We start from the raw sequence: 19,511 nt of genomic DNA, 5'->3' as shown, positions 1-19,511 counted from the left end.
ATATATCGTTCGTGACCTATTACGATGGAAGCACCCGTAATAAAGGCTTTTGCCTTTGCTACGGGTGCTTTTTTGTTGTCTTCAGGAATACGGACAAAAGGAGGAGCGAATCAATGAACGCACTAAAGTCATTCCCCTTACTACTACTGGTGATCCTGCTATCGTTAAGCACATCAACAGGAGCTTTTGCTGCAGCAACGACTGAATTAACACCTTCTATTCAAGCGGCTTTTGATCTAACAGCTGCCACTGCCGAGGCTCCTGCAAGGATGAAGATGACTAATCTGTACAATGAATTATCTACTTTAAAGATGCAATACAATAACCGTGAGGAGCAGATCCGAACCCTTCACTATAACAATGAGCAAACACTGATTGCGGTACGTAAGCAAATTAAAGAGATTGATTTAGAAGCCGTAGCTCAGCTGGAGGTCACCGTTAAGAGCTGTAAACAGCACTATCAGCCCTTATTCGACCAATACAATGCGCTTCATAAACGTATCAAGATCGCCAAGGGTCTTAAAAATAAGACTTTGAATACCGTACTACAAGCCCAAGGCGATGCTATGAAGGTCCTGGTTCAGTTGGCTCGCAAAGAGATTAGCGACAAACAGAATCAGTTGAATGCAGCCAAACAGACACGTACCCGAAAGATAACCTATGCCCGCAAAACCTTGTCTGGCATTGATAGCCCACAAGTCTCAATTAAATCTAACAAAAGCGTAGTCACCTCATTGAATAAACGGATTTCCGCAGATTGGAGTGACTTCAAAGCAGCAATTCGCAAGCAAAACCTTACATTAACCACTCAGTCTCTGTCCTCACTCGTCTCGGGTTACCGCCAAATCGCAACGCACAAGCAAAAAATCATAGAATTAGAACAAAAGATTTCTGTTGTCATTGCTAATACGAGGAAACAGATCATTTAGTATTTTTTTTCTTCTCATTCGCTCTGCGGTAAGCCATTACTTTGCGGTACATGCTTTTATCAGAAAGATGTTTAAAAATATATGGGTCCGGACTAGTATTCACTTCAATAATCCAAGGCGTCATGGATCTATCCAATCCTACATCGACACCAATCTGTCTAAACCCAGGATATTTCTTATGGTAGAAACGTCCGGTATCTTCTCCTAGCTTTCTCAGTATCCTAAGCATTTGCGCTTGCTGAGCTTCGTTCAGATAAGGAGACAGAAGCTTTTCCATAGCAGTTAGTTTGCCGCCGCTATGATAGTTGGTAACAATCTTACCTTTCTCAGCTACCCGACCAATCAGACCGGTAGTTTCCCATTTGCCCTGCGGGCTGAGCTGGACCATCACACGGATATCAAAGCGGTGTTTCCCGTGCTTTAGCAATACTATTCCTCTCTGGATCAGGTAACTACGTCCACGCGTCGCTTTCTTTAAGGATAAATGGAAGGCGTCGAAGGTTCTAAAAGTCTTAAGTCTTGTTCCACTTTGGTACTTGTATTCTGTTCCATAAGTCTCTCTACTCTGTTCAACCTTCATCACACCATTGCCATAGGTACCGTATTCTGGTTTGACATAAACCATTCCATATTTCAGCAGCATAGCTTTCAGATTGACTTTACTGAATTTTACTGTTTCGGGAATCAACGGTGAAATTTCAGTGCTTCGCATGAGCACCTTGGTTTTAATCCATTTGCTGGTCAATGCAGACTTTAACTTCTTTCCCAACTGTCCTCTCCCCTGTCCCTCAGAAAATAATCACGGCCTTAGTAAGCCTTAGTATTTTATGCTGCAACTGTACAAATGGCATGAGTGAAACGCCCTCTCCGCTTTCGGATGTATCTACTGTTTACTGTGTTGCATATGGTGGAAGAGGATATCCATTAGCGGATAAAAGGAGGCGTGAACCATGCACATTTGTATCATTGCACCGGAGCAGTTCCCAGTTCCGGGAGACGGTTCAGTAGAAATCTGCATTTGGGCCATTGCCAGAAGGCTCGCGGAGAGACATAAGGTAACCATTGTAAGTCGGAAGTTACCTGGACTACCTGCTGCCACTATATTGGAGCAGGTCAGAATTATCCGGTTGCCCGCAAGCACCCCAGCCCATTATCTTACTTCGGTATTAGAATACATTCAGAAAGAATCCTTTGATATCATTCAGGTTGATAATCGCCCCCATCTTATGTCTGCTGTAAAGAAACAGCTTCCTCATATCCCGGTATTTCTGTTCCTGCACTCTCTTACCTTCACACCGGGTACAGATAAAGTGGCAAATGCCTTGGCAAAAGCAGATCTGATCATTGCCAACAGCCACTCCTTACAGCGAAGATTGGATCGCCGCTTCCCTCAACTGACCACAGGGATTCACATTGTCTTATTGGGAGCCGATCTTGATCGGTTTACCCCTGTGCAGACATCTGAAAAACAACAGCTTCGTAGTTTTTACAGACTTCCGCAGACCTTTACCGTTTTGTTCGTTGGTCGGGTTATACCCCGCAAAGGAGTGCCTATATTAATACGTGCTATGTCGCATTTAAACAAACACCTCCCCGCTCATCTCGTCATCGCAGGCAAGGGCAAACCGTCGTACATACGGCAGTTAAAGCTACTTGCACGGCGGCTGAGAGTGTCAGTTACTTTTCTAGGAAATGTAGCTCATGAGAATATTCACACCCTTTATCAGGCAGCAGACTGCTTTGTATGCCCTTCCCAGAATCATGAATCCTTCGGGCTTGTTAATGTAGAAGCTATGGCCTCCGGTCTACCTGTTATCGCTTCTAATAATGGGGGAATCCGAGAGATTGTCGCCTCTGGCCATAACGGTTATCTGGTAGAACGATATCGCGAGGCTTTACCCTTTGCCCGACATTTGCTGCGGATAGCCCGCAATCCACAATTGGCAGTTACCATCGGATCACAAGGGAGAACAGATGCGCTTGAAGCCTTCAATTGGTTGCGTACAGCGAACCATTTAGAACAGCTGTACCAAGCTTCTACATCACCACAGCAGGGGTACAGAACTCTTGCAGGTGGAATGCAATTGTAGACTCACCAAAAGTAGGGGTCCCCATAAGCCATCAACTGGCTGCTGGGTTCCCTTCTTTTTGGTGTTTGCTTGAGCTAAACAAACACCAATCTCCGATTGAATTAGGTCATATATGCGTATAAAAGGTAGCTATCGGACACAGCTGACCCCAAACGCAGCTTTATCCCACATTTGCAATGCTAAAGGACCCTATAACCACTATTGGCATGAAAAATGCCCAATATGAACGCATCCATAGGAATAACGTCGGTGGAGTCCGTAAACATGTTCCAAAGGCCAAAAACTAACAAATAACGTCATATGGGTCCGTAAGCCTCAGAGAAGGATTATTACTCCACGATGCAGACAGGCCATAAGCAACAACAAAAAGCAGCGATCCTCCAACACGGGAGAATCGCTGCTCTGCTTTTTTTGTCAATTTTACATTAAATAGGTAATTTCCTTCAATTCAAATCAATTGAATAACTGTAAGCACAAGCCCTACGACAAACCCGCATAAAGCCCCGTTCACACGAATCCATTGCAGATCTTTACCCACTTTATCTTCCAGCATATTCACTAGACTAGCGTCATCCATGCTGTCCAGATTCTCTTTTACCAAAAGACCTATTCTGTAGTGGTTAGCCTCTACAAAAGCAATTAGCGAAGCGCGAATCCGCTCTTCCCAGCTGCTGATCCATTCTTGTTCCTTGCCAATACGACGTACAAGCAGGGTATATAACGTGAACAGCTTGCGTCCGCCAGACGCCCGATCTTCTTCCAGTAGGGAAATTGCTTTGCTGCGAATGTTCTCCAATTGCGTATGCAGAAATACGGTCGCCGCTTCGCCTTCAAGCTCATTTAGTGCCCATTCTTTTAATGAAGCCAGTCTAGCCTCATCATTAACAATCTGGAACAGGGCCACTCGAATCTCACGGATAACCTCTTCACGGTATGGGCTATCCTCTTCCCGAAAATCGCGGATACCGGACTGCAACATACCTTGCAGCATTTCACCAAGCATATCTGCATCCATAAACCCGACAAAAGCCTGAAAAGCCATACCTTTAAGTCCGCCAAGCTTCACTTCAGCCAATTTCTCGCTGGCGATCTTGCCCAGCATAGCTTTCGTTTCAGGACGTCCGCTCCAATTAGATACCCCTTCCAGCGCATAGTCCAGAGCAGCTACATCTTTACCGTCATTCATTAATTTAGTAACTATTTTATCGGCCGCAGCGCCAAGCTCAGCTTCACGAACATATTCGGAGGCTGCCTTTTGCAGAAACGGTACTGCCTTCTCTACCGGAAGACGAGACACGAATTCGCCAAGCTGCTCCAATATTTGTACTCTTGCCTTCTTTTTACTAAAAAACTTTGTCAGCAGCTTGGAGCCCATTGATATAAAGCCAAACTTACGCAGCTTGTTCTCAATGCTTTCCTTGTTAAGAAGCTCAGTCTCCATCGCGGTGATTAGTGATTGGATGATCTTATCGCGATTCTTGAGCAGTAGTGAGGTATGTGGAATACGTAATCCCATCGGATGGCGGAACAGCGCCGTTACCGCGAACCAGTCGGCAATCCCCCCCACCAAACCGGCCTCGAAACCACCTCTCAGTAGAATCACGGCTAGGTTTTCAGGTAGAAACAGTGTAATCAGAAACCCACATGCCATAAAGGCGAGTGACATGGTGGCTAAGTTTTTGGATCTCATAAATAGTCCCCTTTACATAAGCAGCTGCCGATGTCCTTACGCAGGAAAAATACCGTCGGTCACGTTCCTCGAACATAAGCTGACGATAGATTCGGCTAGTCGGTTAGTTTGACAACTATTGTACCACGACTGAACTATTTTCTAAAAATATACTGTAAAAACTCTTATCTCTTGTTAGACGTTCATTATTGTGCATTTGCATGAAAATGGTTTTTGGTTTTCAGAATATTAATGATAAGATACAAGTAACGTTTCAAATCCCCTTAAAAAGTACTACTTCACCTGGAAAAGGAGCTCATACAATATGCTGATTGCTTTAGATATGGATGGAACATTACTGAACGAAGAAGGAAACATCAGTCCAAAAAACCGCGAAGCTATTATAAAAGCTCAGAAACTAGGTCACATTGTTATCATTGCTACAGGGCGCTCCTTTATGGATGCAGAACGTCAGCTTCGGCTGGCGGATCTGGAATGTCCTGTAGTCAGTCTAAATGGCGCAGTCGTCACATTATCTGATCGCACCCTCGCGGCAAGCACGCCGCTGAATAAAGCGGACATCATTCCCGCTCTGCGCTGGATGAACGAAATTCCGGACTTGTATTACGAGGTATACACTGAGGATAACGTTTATGTAGAGCTGAACAAACGTGTACGGTTAGAGAAATTATCTGCACTAAGCGATGATGAAGTTCCTGAAGAAGTCAGCTGGCTGCTAAAAGCAATGATCGATCAACAGTTTCAACAAGCAGCGGTAACCTATGTGGAGAGTATGGAAGAGGTGTGGAGCAAGGAGGAAAATGTTATTTATAAAACATTGGCTTTTTCTCTAAACCGAGAGCTGCTCAAGGAAGCCTCCACCCGCTTCGCGGCTATTCCGGGCTTAATTATCACCGCCTCCCATGTGAATAATATCGAGATTAACCATGAAGAGGCCAACAAAGGCTCCGGTGTAACCATGCTTGCTGACCATTATGGTATCTCGCTAGCGGATGTAGCTGTCATGGGCGACAGTTATAACGATCAGCCGATGTTCGAGAAGGCCGGCTACCGGATTGCTATGGCTAACGCTGCGCCAATCCTTAAGGAAATGGCGGAATTCATTACCACCAGTAATGACGAAGACGGAGTCGCGGCAGGAATTGAGCATCTTTTGAATAGAAATTCTAAAGAGTAATTCCTGTATAAAGCAGTGGATGCACAAATAGCACCCTGGGCAGTTCTGCTCACGGTGCTATTTGTGGGTTTATTTTTGTTAGGCAGGGGTCTCTCATTTACACTTTAGGTTTAGGTTTAGGTTGTGGCACGCCTATAGCTTACTTGTGGCTTACCTATAGCTTACTTAACGCTTTCCTGTAGCTTACTGTGGCACGCCTATAGCATCCCCGTCCCTCTCAAGAATTAGTTGTACTTCGTACAGTTAAATGCCCTCTTTTAGGCGCTAATTCGGATTTAATTGCACTCTGTACACTTATATTCAGCAAATCTATTCAGAACGCAAAAATTCGCGATTTTTAACTGTACAAACTACATCTAAATCGCAAGACATTCGCTACTCCACGAAATAGTTGCACTGAATACATCTATTTCACTTCAGCCACGCAATCTATCCATATCTATAGCAGCCTCCGGGTTAAAGCGAACTACCTTTCCATTTATCCCAAATCATCAAGGAAGCTGTCCTCCCCCTCCCATTCGGCAGACACTCGTACGTAGTCATCCACCTCAGGAAATTCCAACAGTTCAATGATAATCAATTCGAGCGCTGTAATGGCCCGCAGCCCATGCTTCGTACCAGCAGGAATCGTGACCGTGTCCCCGGCGGCAACCGCATGAAGATGGCCATTCATCCGGTATTCTCCATTCCCAGAAAGAAAAGACCAAACTTCTTTAGTATGCCGATGAAAATGGTAGCTGGTGTGCTCACCTGCCAAAATGGTTATTTTTGAGGTCGTAACCTCAATACCGGCTGCCGTGCGAGAGAAGTCCAAAATGCGTGAGGTGCCCCAGCGTTTTTCTTCAATCATCGGCTTCGCTGCATGGCCCTCCAGCTTCTGCTTAATTCGTTTTGCCTGCTCTATCCCAGCAACCAAAATGCCATCTGGCCCCGACGCCACGATTAAACCAGGAGCGCCAATGATATGCACAGGACAAGTGAGTTCGTTGATCAAATGGGTACCTTTTGAATCCTCAGAAATACTCCCACTGCCAATTACTCTTCCTTGCAAATGGGGAACAAGTGCATCCCAGCTGCCAATATCCGCCCACACCCCAATATAGGGGATGACTACCGCTCGCCGCGTGTGTTCTAGCACCTCATAGTCAAAGCTTCGTTCTGGCAATTGATCATAATGCTCCATAAATTCCATGTAATCTACGGGAAGATCCCGTTCCACCATACTTGAGAGCAAGTACCCTAATGAGCAGGAAAACACGCCGCAATTCCACAGTCCTCCCTGAGAAATGAACTCGGCGGCTGTCGATTCGTTCGGTTTCTCTGCAAACTGTTTAACATTTAAAAAAGACGTCCCCCCTACCCCAGACCCTTCACCCGGCAGAATATAACCGAACTGTGTAGAAGGAAATTCAGGTAAAACACCAATTAAGGCAATGTCCGCGTGTGATTCGGCAAGCACCCTTGGAAATTTATGAAGCTGTTTAAAAAAAGAAGTCTCCACATACGAATCCACCGGAATGACCACTACGATCTCTTTTGAGTCCATCCCCTTCACAGAATGCAGATAACTCGCCGCCAGAGCTACTGCAGTAAAAGTCCCCCGTTTCTGCGGCTCCGCTAATAAAGGGACTTGAGCACCAACGGATTTGCGTGTAATCTCCACCTGACTGCGATGAGTCACAATGCAGCTTGAATCCAACAAACCTACTTCTTCCAGCCCTCTGCATACCCGCTCGATCATCGACTCCACACCGCCAGCTTCTGTTGGAAGCAGCCTTAAAAAAGCTTTTGACCTGATCTCATTTGATAGCGGCCACAACCGCTTCCCCGATCCCCCTGAAAGGAGTACGATCTGCAATCCTATCGCCCCCCTGCGCTGGATTTAGCCCCTGGTGTTCTCACATACCCCTTTCGTTTATGAAAAGACAATGATCTATACTTCTCAGCCAGCTGATTCACTCTCTGCTTGGATAGCTGTCCTGCATTCATATGGAGACCTTTATTACGCGCTTTTTGAATCTTCATTCCCTCGCGATTCTTCGAATACAGGTAATTGGCATAGGTTTCGAATTCGGAAAAGGCAAATTGCTTGGAACGGTTCATACTGTGTAAAATAGCTCGATACCAAGGCATTTGGTGTTTTGCTTCTATCTCTCTTTTCATTTGAGTCAATTGACTGCGTTCAAACAGCATATAATGGGTCACAAATGACGATTTTGCGGTCACCTTGCGGCCCATGAGTTTCCTATAGGTTACAAAATACTGTGGTTGGCTCCAGTTCCGGCTGTAAAAGAGTGTCTTGCCGTCCGCCCGAAAACGGTGGGGGGTGATCAGAACGGTATCGGCATCAATAACCAGAAAATAATCCGCCGTGCAGAGCTTGTCGCCATTCAGCTTCAGCAGCTGTTGGAATAGCCAGCCGGAACGTTCCCAGGTGCGTGAGCGATAATGAATGTCTTTTTTCGTAATCGGCAGCACCGTATTCTCATCAATAAAGGTACAGCCTTTTGTGCGACAGAACTCAATCATCCGTTTCTTTTTGGGAGCAACAATTAATATCCGGCCGATGGGATGCTTAACATGCTTTCTAACAGCGTCAATCACATGGGGAAGGGTCTGTAAATCTTTTTCAATCGCGGGAATCAGTACGTCTATAGTAACGGCATGTCTGATGCGGACCTTACTGGGCGAGGGCATAGGGTCATCTCCATATCATGTTTTTGCTTTAGGATATGAGCATGATAGGAAAAGGGAATGGGCATCACAGAATTGTTCAGGGGAGTGGCAAACGTGCGCTGAACAATTCTGTGATGCCCGGGGCGGAAATTTTTATATTATAAAAATAGAAACAGACCTGCACCCAGCGCCCTTTAGTAGGGCGAATATGCCTCTCATTTCGCTTACGGAGGCGGGTTCATCCTTTTCTAGGGCATTTTTGCCTCTCATTTCGCCGACACTGCCACATTCCTGCCAATCTACGGGATTTATACCGTACATTTCGCCCACGCAGCCACGATCCAGCTAATCTGCGGGATTTATACCGTACATTTCGCCCGCGCAGCCACATTCCAGCCTATCTACGGGATTTATACCGTACATTCCGCCCACGCAGCCACAATCCTACCTATCTACGGGATTTATACCGTACATTTCGCCCGCGCAGCCACAATCCAGCTAATCTGCGGGATTTATACCGTACATTCCGTCCGCGCAGCCACTTTCCAGCCTATCTACGGGATTTATACCGTACATTTCACCCACGCAGCCACGATCCAGCTAATCTGCGGGATTTATACCGTACATTCCGCCCGCACAGCCACGATCCAGCTAATCTGCGGGATTTATACCGTACATTCCCCCACGCTGCCGCATTCCAGCTAATCTGCGGGATTTATACCGTACATTCCGCCCACGCAGCCACAATCCTACCTATCTGCGGGATTTATACCGTACATTCCGCCCACGCAGCCACAATCCTACCTATCTACGGGATTTATACCGTACATTTCGCCCGCGCAGCCACAATCCAGCTAATCTGCGGGATTTATACCGTACATTTCGCCCGCGCAGCCACAATCCAGCTAATCTGCGGGATTTATACCGTACATTCCGTCCGCGCAGCCACATTCCAGCTAATCTACGGGATTTTTACCGTACATTCCGCCCGCGCAGCCACATTCCACCCAATCTACGGGATTTATACTGTACATTTCGCCCACGCAGCCACATTCCAGCTAATCTACGGGATTTATACCGTACATTCCGCCCGCACAGCCACGGTCCAGATAATCTGCGGGATTTATACCGTAGATTCCCCCACGCAGCCACATTCCAGCTAATCTGCGGGATTTATACCGTACATTCCGTCCGCGCAGCCACAACCCTACCTATCTACGGGATTTATACCACCGTTGTGTCCCACTCCCACACCAATCCCCAGATTTTTACTGGCTCAATATCCAACACTTTTCCTGTGCAGCAAAAAGCTTGGGATGGTATATTGTAGATTGGCTAAATTTTCGGCACATTTTAAGATGAACTCAAACATCATAGAACTAGGTTTGTTGAGATCACTACTCTATACAGAAATAATGAAGGTGAATCTATTGAATAAGCTTTTATTTCATACTATCCCGCTGGGAGCTACTGGTGAGCGGATCCCGCAAGCGGCTGTGGCCTCAGCGCAGACAAGCCAAGAACTGGTGAAGCGGGAGGATGAGGACTCCGCTTATTTCCGCAGGCTGGAAGAAGGCGGCATCCTGCTCAACCGTCCGCAGATTTCTGCGGTACGGCATCATAAAGGGCCGCTTCTAACACTGGCCGGCGCAGGCTCGGGCAAAACCTCGGTTCTGATCTGCAGAACCGGTTATTTGTTGTCCGTGCGCGGCGTCTCGCCAAGTCAGCTGCTATTGCTGACTTTTTCGAGTAAAGCTGCGGCGGAAATGCGCGAACGGATCGCCCTATTGCCGGGAGTAGGCCCAGCGGACGTCGCGCGGCTGCAAGCCCGTACTTTTCATTCCTTTTTCTTATTTTTCTTGCGCAGACAAGGATTGCAGCAAGAAATTTTCAGTGAGACGCGGCGCCAGCACATCCTGTTGAAACAAATCATGCGTGAGCTCGGGCTACCTAAAGATGCCTATCCACCGGAAACGCTACTCTCCCTGCTCTCTTCCTGCAAGATGAACATGGGTACCGTAGAAGGCTTGCCTGAAGGAACCACCGCTGAAAAAGAAATGAAATCCATTCTGGAAATCTACGAACAATGGAAACTAGACAATTTCAAAATCGACTTCGATGATGTCCTCTTAATCGCCTATCGGATGCTGAAGGAGCGTCCAACGCTTTTGCAGGAATTGCAGATGAGATATCTATACGTGATGGTGGATGAGTTTCAGGATACCAATGCCTTGCAGTACGAGTTAGTCAAAATGATTGCTCACCCGCAGCATAATCTGATGGTAGTTGGCGACGATGACCAGACGATTTATTCCTTCAACGGGGCACGCAGTGAATTCATTCTGGAATTCGAGAAGCTGTACCCGGGAGCAAGGGTTATTACACTTGATATTAATTACCGCTCTGGTCCAGCTATAGTCGGACTCGGCAACGGTATTATCCGGCACAATACGCGCCGGCGTTCCAAAACCCTGCAAGCTGCCAAAGGCAGCGGGAGTCAGCCCCGGTATATGCGTCCGCAGACAGCAGACGAGGAAGCTGAGCAGATGGTTGAGCATATTTTAAACGAGGTTTCGAGCGGCAAAAGAGAATATAGCGACTTCGCCATGTTATATAGAGCGTCCAGCAGCAACCGGGCCGTTCTGGAATTACTTCTTTTACGCGATATTCCCTATATTGATTATGGAGAAGGCCAATTACTGTACGAACACTGGCTAATTTCCCCGGTCGTGGATCATATGCGTCTCTCCGTGAATCGGCGGAATTTTGCGGCTATGGAGAACATCCTGCCTACTCTATATATGAACCGTGAAAAGGGTATGAATCACATCCGGCAAATGGAAGCTAGACAACCAAAGCAAGGCCCACTAATCCATCTGTTGTCCATGCCCGGCATGGAGGATTTCAAGGGCACTAAGCTTAGAGAGCGGCTGGATCTAATTCGCAATATGCGCGAGTTAACCCCAGTCCAAGCGATCCGCCAGATCCGCACGCAATTCTATGATTATTTCATCGAAGCGAATGAGCGGCATCAAGCAACCTTGCATCGCGAAACGTTAAAAGAAATGCTAGATGAACTAGAATCGTCTGCAGAGCGATTTGATAGTATCCCTGCCTTTCTAGATTTCATAGATAATGTTACGGAACGTAATGAACATAATCGTCAGCCAAGCACCAAAGAACAAGGGAATCGGATCGCGCTTATGACCATTCACAAATCCAAGGGCTTAGAGTTTCCTGTGGTCTTTTTGATTGGAGCCTCTGAAGGAATTCTTCCGCATAGCTCCGCACTGGAGGGCGACCGGCTCAAGGACCGCAAGCTGGCCGCTGCAAATAGTGGTAGTTCAAGCTTGGCTGCACTGGAAGAGGAGCGAAGACTGGCTTACGTAGCTGTTACTAGAGCCCGGGAAGAGCTATTTATCAGTTCACCTGCGAGGCATCGAGGCAAAAAAGCAGAGGTCTCCCGCTTCATGTTATCAGCCTTCCGCTCTGCCGTTTCCTCCACAGCAACGACTACGGTGAGCAGAACAGTGACAACAAGATCCTTACCTACCAGTCGCACAACTGCGACAAGAACTCATGTCGTTCCGGTATGGAATTGTACCAGCAATACCTGTCCTGGCTGGACACGCATGAAAGCGGGCGGAGCTGAGGATCATTTAACCTCAAAGCCCTGCCCGTTATGTAGTTCCCCTATGGCAAAGGACCAACGAGAAGTTCCTGTATGATTCAACGCAAAAAAAGCAAGTTTCCTCTTCCCTGGAAACTTGCTTTTTTAATAAAAATATAGGTTTAGGCTGGAGTTACTACCGCTTCTTCTTCCTCTTCTTCATGCACGGTCTTGATCTGGATCATTACGGTTGACGGTTCGGTCAACACTTCAATCCCGTCCTTAAAGATCAGGTCAGAGACAAGCAATTGGTCGCCAATATCCAATCCGCTAATATCCACTTCCATGGAGGTAGGAAGATCTTCAGGCATACAGCGAACTTCCACTTCATAAATTTCAACCTGAAGCGTACCGCCTGCTTTAATACCTACGGCTTCACCTGCAAAATGAATAGTCACCTTGCTGTCCATGCTCTTTTTCATATTTACATGTTGAAAATCAATATGCAGAATTTTGCCGGACAGGGTATCCTTCTGAATGTTCTGAACCACGACCGGAACCTCTAGATCTTCCGATACCTTACCTTGCAGAATTGCGCGCGGATTCTTTTTGAGAATGTCCAGAAGTTCTTTTTCATTCACTTCCAACGTCAGAGTCTCTTTACCAATACCATATAATACAGCCGGAATACGTCCTTGCTTACGCGCCTGATTGATGTTGGACTTGGTGTCAGTCTTACGTGTGTTGAATTGAATAAACTTATTCATTGGGTTTCCCGCTCTCTTTGACCATAAATTCTTGTCACACTAAGTGTAACATGACCATATAATCTAGTCAAACCAACTGAAAGAACGCTAGGATTCATATTCGTCAAATGGGTCAGCGATTTCAATCTGATACGCTTCTGCATCACTCACCCCTACAGACAATACCGCCCGGCCTCCTCCAAGACGTTTCAAGCCACCACTGAAGATGACATCCTCCAGTTCTTTGCGCTTGCCCGGTCCCGCCGGAAAATCACTGCGGACTGCTATTATTTTGACCGGAGTTGCCTTATAAGTCTCAGGATTCAGCGAAAAAGCCATGGCATAATAGTGTTTGTTTCCGGCACTATCGAAGCAAGCAATATGGCCCAATACGCCCACCATTCCACCCCGCAACAGATGAGCTTCATTGGCTCCACCCCACTCTTCGGGCACGAATTGATCCTGTAGCACCTCGGCATCAATGAAGGTCTGCTCATTTAGTTCGTCCAGCGAAGGAATCACTGTGAACCCAATCTGTCCTCGCCCACCCCGCTCGCCCTGTGGCCGGGTAAATACGCCTACACTGCCATTATCAAGCTCGATAAGCCGGATATCCTTCATCGTGCCGGGACCTGAAGAAAAGTGGGTCAAAGAATCGATGTGATACCCCCGGTAGAACTGGGTCACCCAGGAGACAATCCGGTGCGGATCATCCGCTGCCGCAATCACTTCCACCCCGCCCACGATCAGTTCCCCCCTGATCCGGGTCCAGCACGGGTCCTGTAAATTGTACGTATGCGTATGCGCACGAGGTCTCCAAACCCCATCATGGCATGTAAAAAAGAAGACTTGAGAGAACTCACTGTCCCGTTCCTCAACTCTTCCCATTAGTACCTCTTCCCCGTTATACATAAACGGGGCGGTTATATTATAGACATCCCGGTGCCCAACACCGGTGAACGTCAGTTTATTTACAGTAGTTGTACCGCGTCCGGCATGATATGTATCCAGAAGCTGCTTACAGGTGGCTGTCCGTGCCGGGTTCCTTGTCATCGCCGTCCTCCTCGTAATCATTTGAACGATCGATCACCCAATCGTTGTCTTCCGCATCCATGGCAATCAGCTCGCCGGGCTGGACATTAAAGTATACACATAATTTTAGCAACAGATCCCTTGGATACTGCACCATCTCATTCTTATACATTCGGCGTACCGAATCAAAATGGTAATTGATCTCTTTAGCAAGCTTGCGGATCGATAATTTCGGATCATGCCTCTCCATGACCTCACTCAGTTTACTGCGTATGACTGGCATTCCTACACCTCCTCCAATAATATATCCGCACTAACCCCAAGGCGTCAATCGAATTGACAAGATAAAACGGTCATGTTACAGTGGGATTAGGAAATAATTTGCAACATTTCTAATTTCAGAAAACCAAATACCTTTCCCTATTCAGAAAATAGAGTCTTCTTTATTTTCTTTTTTTGTATCCAGACCAATCGCAAGACCATTAGGGAGGCTCTTTGAATGAAAAATACAGTCCGTAATCACAACATCGTGTTCTTGGGAACCAGTCTGCCGCGAGAGTGCGGTATCGCCACGTTCACACAGGATCTGCTAGATGAACTTATCCACCTTCCCGGCTTCAACCCGCCCCGGATTATTGCCATAAACAACAATGAAACCTACGCTTACGATCAGCAGGTAATACGGCAGATCGACCAGCATAATTACGCAGATTATATAGATACGGCCGATTTCCTCAACAATTCTGATACCGATTTGTTGGTCATCCAACATGAATTTGGCATCTACGGCGGAGAAAGCGGTGAATACTTGCTCCCCTTTGTCGAACGTTTGAACATTCCATATGTTGTTGTTTTTCACACAGTGTTGACCAAGCCCTCCCCTAAGCAGCATCAGATCATCCGATGTCTGGCCGAGCGTAGCGTGCAGGTCGTGACGATGGCAGAATCAACCCTTACCGATTTATCTACTATTTATGAGATCCCAGTTTCCAAAATCACATTCATCCATCACGGTGTCCCTCAAGTTAGCACAGCCTCACGCACCAGCCTTAAAGCACAATACGGTTATCCAGACCGCAAGATCCTCTCCACCTTCGGCTTCCTCAGTCCCGGCAAAGGGATTGAATACAGCATCGAAGCCATGCGCGGCGTGGTCAAACGCCATCCCGAAGCACTTTACATTGTCTGGGGCAAGACCCATCCGGTCGTCAAGCTGGAATCCGGGGAAGTTTACCGCCAGAAACTGACGGACCTCGTAGAAATGTTTGACTTGCAGGACAATGTCCAATTCGTCGATAAGTTGCTGACCCAAGAAGAAGTAATAGAGTCCTTGGTCATGTCAGATATCTATGTGACTCCTTATCTGGGTAAGGATCAGGCCGTCAGCGGCACCCTGGCCTACGGAGTCGGTTATGGCCGGGTCATCGTGTCGACCCCTTACCGCTACGCCCAGGAAATGCTGGCAGAAGGCCGCGGTCTACTGGCTGATTTTCATGATTCTGCTTCCTTGGAAGCCTGCATTTTGCGCTTGCTGAACAGCCCTGCTCTGGTGCAAACAATGGAAGACCGCACGTTGAAGCTCGGGCTCACTATGCGCTGGAACGAAATCGCCAAAATCTATGCCGCCTTGTTCCACAGCCATATCCAGAGCTCGGCGTCAGCTGATCGGAGCGTGATTTAATGGAAACCTCCACCACAGTACAGTCTAAACCAGGCTATCTGCGCAGAATTACGGACGATACAGGAATCTTTCAGCATACCAAGTTTGGGGTTCCGGACCGTTCCAAGGGCTACACTACCGATGATAATGCCCGCGCCCTGATTGCTGCGGTCTTAATGTACGAGAATTCCCGGGATGCCGTGGCACTCGATCTCATTCATACGTATATCTCTTTTATCTATCATTCCCAGACAGCGGACGGCAATTTTCGCAATTTCATGGATTATAACCGCTCCTTTATAGAGGATAAAGGTTCTGAAGATTGCCAGGGACGTACCTTGTGGGCACTAGGGTTCGCCTTGTCGCATGCAGCTTCCCTGCCTGACAACCTGATGAATACCTGCCGGTATTTGATCAATCAGGCACTGCCGCATCTGGAAGCCTTGGGCTCACCTCGGGCCGGAGCCTATGCCATCATCGGCTTAAGTTATCTTACCGAAGCACCCGGCCCATTAGGTTATGCTTTTCCATACCCGCATACTGAAAACACGACCGAAGAAGCCGCCTTTCTGCCAAGGGCAACCATTGAGAGTCTGATCGAAAATATTGCGGTTCGGCTGCATAATCAATATACCCGCTATAAGGGGCACGGCTGGAATTGGTTCGAGGACAGCATCACTTATGGCAATTCCATGCTGCCCTGGGCTCTGCTTCGGGCCTACCTGATCTCCGGGAATAAAAACCTGCGGGAGACCGCCAAGGAAAGCCTGGATTTCCTAGCTTCCACCACCTTCTCCAGCAAAGGCTACTATAAACCGATCGGCAGCCATGGCTGGCTGCTGCGCGATGGGCTGGCTGCACCCTATGATGAACAGCCCATTGAAGCCTGCGAGATGCTGCTGGCCTGCCGGGAAGCAGCTGTTGTTCTTGAGGACCCCTCTTATCTTGCGCAGGCAGAATTATGCTACAACTGGTATCTAGGGCATAATTCCTTGGGAATCCCCCTAATCGATCCGCAGACTGGTGCTTGTTATGACGGTATTCATGCGGCGGGGCTCAACCTGAATCAAGGCTCGGAGAGCATTATATCCTTCACAATTGCCCGGTTGGTGATGCATCATGAATAAATATGCTACGATCCTAGCCGGCGGGGGCGGAACACGGTTTTGGCCCCTGTCCAGACAAGAAATCCCAAAGCAGCTGCTGAACATTAGTGGCAACGACATTATGTTAAACGATACGATTGAACGCTTCAAAGGGATTATTCCTCAGGAGAATACAGTTATCGTTACTAATCGTACCCAAGCAGTATTGTTGGAGAGTATTATGCACAGCAGCGTTCTCAAAGCTAATATTCTAATTGAACCTGTGGCGCGAAATACAGCCGCTAGCATTCTTTTTGCAGCATTATCTATAGAGAAGTCTCATGGCAATTCTTTAATGGTCGTCCTTCCTTCCGATCACTATATAACGGATGAGGAACAATTCCGTCTTACACTAGACGAAGCCTGTACTGTTGCCATGGAGTCAGACAAAATAGTAACCATCGGAATCAAGCCTACTTTCCCATCTACTGGCTACGGCTATATTGCCTTTGATAAGACGCCGATTGCGACAAGCCCAGTGGCTGTATATGATGTAGATGAATTTGTAGAGAAACCAAACTTTCAGAATGCACAGAGTTATCTGGCATCCGGTAATTATCTATGGAATAGTGGGATTTTTATTTGGCAGACCTCTGTCATTATTGATAATTTCAAACGTTATCTACCTCGACTCTACAAAACCATGCTGCCCATCAGTGATTGTTTGGGTACAGATCAGGAAGAGGAAGTTATTAATGCCATCTACCCAACGCTTCAGAATATTTCGATTGATTACGGCATTTTAGAACGCTCTGATGAAGTTGTCGTGCTTTCCGGACAATTTGGCTGGAATGATATCGGTAGCTGGGATGCACTGGGTTCAATCTTCCCTCCGGATGATGCAGGCAACATTATAAAAGCAAATCATGTGGGAATAGATACCCATAACTCAATCATTTATGGAAATGGCAGACTTATCACGACCATTGGTGTAGACGGGTTCATCATTGCGGATACTGGGGATGCACTGTTAATCTGTCCCAAGGATAAAGCGCAGTCAGTCAAAGATATCGTGGAGCTTCTAAAGGAACAGGGAATGACAGAATATATCTAACTAAAAAGAATGCAAAAAGACGGGCCATTGCAGTACATGCATGGTCCGTTTTTTATCTAATTATATAAGTTGAACAGTTTGTACATGTTTTGTAAGCGCCAAACTTAGGTCCAAGCCCACAAGAACCCGTCTCGATCCCAAGCAATTCTCCCGCCATGGAGTTTCCGGAAAGCTTTCTTCACTTCTTTGGAGAGTGAGGCATTGCCGTTCTCATTCACAAATACAAATTGTTCTCCAAAATTCTCTTTCACATATTCAATCGCCGCCGTCTGATGCAAGGTACCCGTAAAACGAATCTCCTTCACCATCCATTCTGCTACTTCTTGTGCGGTTATTTCCATATGGATGCGCCTCCTCTCTCTGCTTACTGCTAAAATGTGCCCTCATTATAACATGAATACAGCCCAACCGGACAAACGTCCGAATTGGGCTGTATTGAAGTCATTTTACATCACTGTGGATAGATATGGTTCGAAGGATAACGGGACTTCTGTCCTCCACTCACCATCAACAGAATCCCAGTAATTAAGTGCAAGAACCAGCCCACAAAAGGAATCCATGCCAATAAAGAAGTTATAATTCCTAGTACTGAACCGTAGATAGACTCACGGTCTCTTGAAGATAAAATCAATGTAATCACATGTAGAATAAACATCAACCCCAGAACGGAATACCCCGTGCCAATAACAATAGCAGCACCCAGGATTGGAATTGCCAAAATAATTTCACAGGAACCCGTAATCCATTTCATAGCTTTAGAAGCGCTCAATAGACAACCTCCTAATTAGTTGAAATATATGATTTTTCTCGTGCTAATTATTTTATTTCATACCAACGGCAAAGGTTCTTCCACTTTGTCATGGGATTGCTTCTGCACAAGTGGAGGCAAGCCCTCCTTACTCATTGCTGCCGAAGGGGCCAGCCCCAAACAGTGGCACATTAAAGGAGCCATTCGCAGCTGTGGCAGTACTTCTTCCTCTTTTTCCGAAGATAATACATCTACCCCAAACGTATATAATGGCACATCTCGCTCGGAAGGAGTTATCCCGCCGTGGTACCCATTTGCGTTCATTCCGTGATCTGCCGTAATCATAATCTTATAGCCCTGTTCCATCCAAATAGGCAAAACAGTGGCCAACAGACCGTCAGCATTACGCACTGAAAACTCATATTCCTTGCTCTCTCCGCCATAACGATGCCCGGCGTCATCTATATTCATGGAGTGAATGTATAGGAAATGCGGATCATAGGCACTCCGTAAATACACAGCGTCGGCAAACACATGACTGTCGGGATAGTGATCCTCGAAATAAAAACTGCCATGCTGAATGGGCTTCATCACATTGTGCTGATGGCGATCAGCAAGCGGATCAAAAGGGGCCGAATTATAAAGCTCACTGACCCAATGATAGGCGACAGCAGCTGTGCGCAAATTAGCGCCCACTGCCAGATGGAATACGCTCTCTTCATGGCTTGGTCTCACAATATGGTTAGCCGTAATTCCATTTTTGGACACGGGTGTACCCGTCAAGAGCACTTCATAAAGCGGGCGTGACAGACTGGGTAATTCCGATTTCACTCGGTGACATGATATTTTCCCCTGCTCCACCAGATGCTCCATATACCCCATATATTCACGTGCGGCCTCATATCTAAGTCCGTCCAACACTACCACAATAAGTTTATTGTTCATTTCAGTCAT

17 protein-coding genes are annotated in these 19,511 nt (G+C 46.9%); 7 read left to right on the top strand and 10 right to left on the bottom strand.

The window, feature by feature from the left end; genetic code table 11:
• The first annotated feature begins 113 nt into the window (after positions 1 to 113).
• A complete protein-coding gene (locus NSQ50_RS01665) occupies positions 114 to 929 on the top strand; it encodes a hypothetical protein (protein WP_051491505.1) in 816 nt (271 codons plus the stop codon).
• On the opposite strand, the gene NSQ50_RS01660 is transcribed toward NSQ50_RS01665, so the two are convergent.
• A complete protein-coding gene (locus tag NSQ50_RS01660) occupies positions 922 to 1,698 on the bottom strand; it encodes a YheC/YheD family protein (RefSeq protein WP_036687402.1) in 777 nt (258 codons plus the stop codon). The two genes, NSQ50_RS01665 and NSQ50_RS01660, sit on opposite strands and share 8 nt — an antisense overlap.
• Before the next feature lie 181 nt (positions 1,699 to 1,879).
• Here NSQ50_RS01660 and NSQ50_RS01655 point away from each other — a divergent pair, with 181 nt between their 5' ends.
• The gene (locus NSQ50_RS01655) at positions 1,880 to 3,019 is read left to right on the top strand and encodes a glycosyltransferase family 4 protein (protein ID WP_052096721.1); all 1,140 of its coding nucleotides are present in this window, start codon (positions 1,880 to 1,882) and stop codon (positions 3,017 to 3,019) included.
• Between the two features lie 448 nt (positions 3,020 to 3,467).
• On the opposite strand, the gene NSQ50_RS01650 is transcribed toward NSQ50_RS01655, so the two are convergent.
• On the bottom strand, positions 3,468 to 4,709 hold the full coding sequence (locus tag NSQ50_RS01650; RefSeq protein ID WP_076224869.1) for a DUF445 domain-containing protein: 1,242 nt from the start codon (positions 4,707 to 4,709) through the stop codon (positions 3,468 to 3,470).
• Positions 4,710 to 5,013: 304 nt separating this feature from the next.
• Here NSQ50_RS01650 and NSQ50_RS01645 point away from each other — a divergent pair, with 304 nt between their 5' ends.
• Positions 5,014 to 5,886, top strand: coding sequence for a Cof-type HAD-IIB family hydrolase (locus tag NSQ50_RS01645; RefSeq protein ID WP_076179345.1), 873 nt, complete (start codon positions 5,014 to 5,016; stop codon positions 5,884 to 5,886).
• 478 nt (positions 5,887 to 6,364) lie between these two features.
• Here the strand turns inward: NSQ50_RS01645 and NSQ50_RS01640 are convergent, their stop codons facing one another.
• Entirely contained in the window at positions 6,365 to 7,744 is a 1,380-nt protein-coding gene (locus NSQ50_RS01640; RefSeq protein WP_076147820.1) for a sugar phosphate nucleotidyltransferase, read from the bottom strand.
• 2 nt (positions 7,745 to 7,746) lie between these two features.
• Positions 7,747 to 8,583, bottom strand: coding sequence for a DUF6492 family protein (locus tag NSQ50_RS01635; protein WP_036687392.1), 837 nt, complete (start codon positions 8,581 to 8,583; stop codon positions 7,747 to 7,749).
• A gap of 1,409 nt (positions 8,584 to 9,992) precedes the next feature.
• Between NSQ50_RS01635 and NSQ50_RS01630 the strand changes: the two genes are divergently transcribed.
• The gene (locus NSQ50_RS01630) at positions 9,993 to 12,290 is read left to right on the top strand and encodes a UvrD-helicase domain-containing protein (protein WP_036687345.1); all 2,298 of its coding nucleotides are present in this window, start codon (positions 9,993 to 9,995) and stop codon (positions 12,288 to 12,290) included.
• A gap of 64 nt (positions 12,291 to 12,354) precedes the next feature.
• Here NSQ50_RS01630 and NSQ50_RS01625 read toward each other — a convergent pair whose 3' ends face one another.
• The 3 genes from NSQ50_RS01625 to NSQ50_RS01615 all read right to left on the bottom strand — a co-directional run bounded on the left by NSQ50_RS01625 (position 12,355) and on the right by NSQ50_RS01615 (position 14,233).
• A complete protein-coding gene (locus tag NSQ50_RS01625; RefSeq protein WP_052096720.1) occupies positions 12,355 to 12,939 on the bottom strand; it encodes a 50S ribosomal protein L25 in 585 nt (194 codons plus the stop codon).
• 87 nt (positions 12,940 to 13,026) lie between these two features.
• Positions 13,027 to 13,971, bottom strand: a complete 945-nt coding sequence (locus NSQ50_RS01620) for a DUF1861 family protein (protein WP_036687344.1) — start codon at positions 13,969 to 13,971, stop codon at positions 13,027 to 13,029.
• Entirely contained in the window at positions 13,937 to 14,233 is a 297-nt protein-coding gene (locus tag NSQ50_RS01615) for a helix-turn-helix domain-containing protein (RefSeq protein ID WP_051491502.1), read from the bottom strand. The genes NSQ50_RS01620 and NSQ50_RS01615 overlap by 35 nt, the downstream gene beginning before the upstream one ends.
• A 216-nt stretch (positions 14,234 to 14,449) precedes the next feature.
• Here NSQ50_RS01615 and NSQ50_RS01610 point away from each other — a divergent pair, with 216 nt between their 5' ends.
• From NSQ50_RS01610 to NSQ50_RS01600, 3 genes are read left to right on the top strand one after another with little or no spacing between them, the layout of a single operon-like run.
• A complete protein-coding gene (locus tag NSQ50_RS01610; protein ID WP_036687342.1) occupies positions 14,450 to 15,631 on the top strand; it encodes a glycosyltransferase family 4 protein in 1,182 nt (393 codons plus the stop codon).
• Positions 15,631 to 16,737 carry a glycosyl transferase gene (locus NSQ50_RS01605; RefSeq protein ID WP_051491501.1) on the top strand — a complete coding sequence of 369 codons (1,107 nt, stop codon included), beginning with the start codon at positions 15,631 to 15,633 and terminating at the stop codon, positions 16,735 to 16,737. The genes NSQ50_RS01610 and NSQ50_RS01605 overlap by 1 nt, the downstream gene beginning before the upstream one ends.
• Complete coding sequence (locus NSQ50_RS01600; protein ID WP_036687341.1) at positions 16,730 to 17,809, top strand: mannose-1-phosphate guanylyltransferase; 1,080 nt, start codon at positions 16,730 to 16,732, stop codon at positions 17,807 to 17,809. The genes NSQ50_RS01605 and NSQ50_RS01600 overlap by 8 nt, the downstream gene beginning before the upstream one ends.
• 104 nt (positions 17,810 to 17,913) lie before the next feature.
• Here the strand turns inward: NSQ50_RS01600 and NSQ50_RS01595 are convergent, their stop codons facing one another.
• The 3 genes from NSQ50_RS01595 to NSQ50_RS01585 form a co-directional block, all read right to left on the bottom strand.
• Complete coding sequence (locus tag NSQ50_RS01595; RefSeq protein ID WP_036687339.1) at positions 17,914 to 18,150, bottom strand: DUF6953 family protein; 237 nt, start codon at positions 18,148 to 18,150, stop codon at positions 17,914 to 17,916.
• A gap of 110 nt (positions 18,151 to 18,260) precedes the next feature.
• Positions 18,261 to 18,578: a hypothetical protein gene (locus NSQ50_RS01590; protein ID WP_036687337.1), complete on the bottom strand. Its 318-nt coding sequence runs from the start codon at positions 18,576 to 18,578 to the stop codon at positions 18,261 to 18,263.
• 57 nt (positions 18,579 to 18,635) lie between these two features.
• Positions 18,636 to 19,511: an alkaline phosphatase family protein gene (locus NSQ50_RS01585; RefSeq protein WP_051491500.1), complete on the bottom strand. Its 876-nt coding sequence runs from the start codon at positions 19,509 to 19,511 to the stop codon at positions 18,636 to 18,638.

The sequence above is a fragment of the Paenibacillus sp. FSL R10-2788 genome, assembly GCF_038003885.1.
GTDB classification, from domain to species: domain Bacteria; phylum Bacillota; class Bacilli; order Paenibacillales; family Paenibacillaceae; genus Paenibacillus_AQ; species Paenibacillus_AQ odorifer.
Note: the sequence above shows the minus strand (reverse complement) of the source record. Positions and strands in the feature narration are given on the sequence as shown.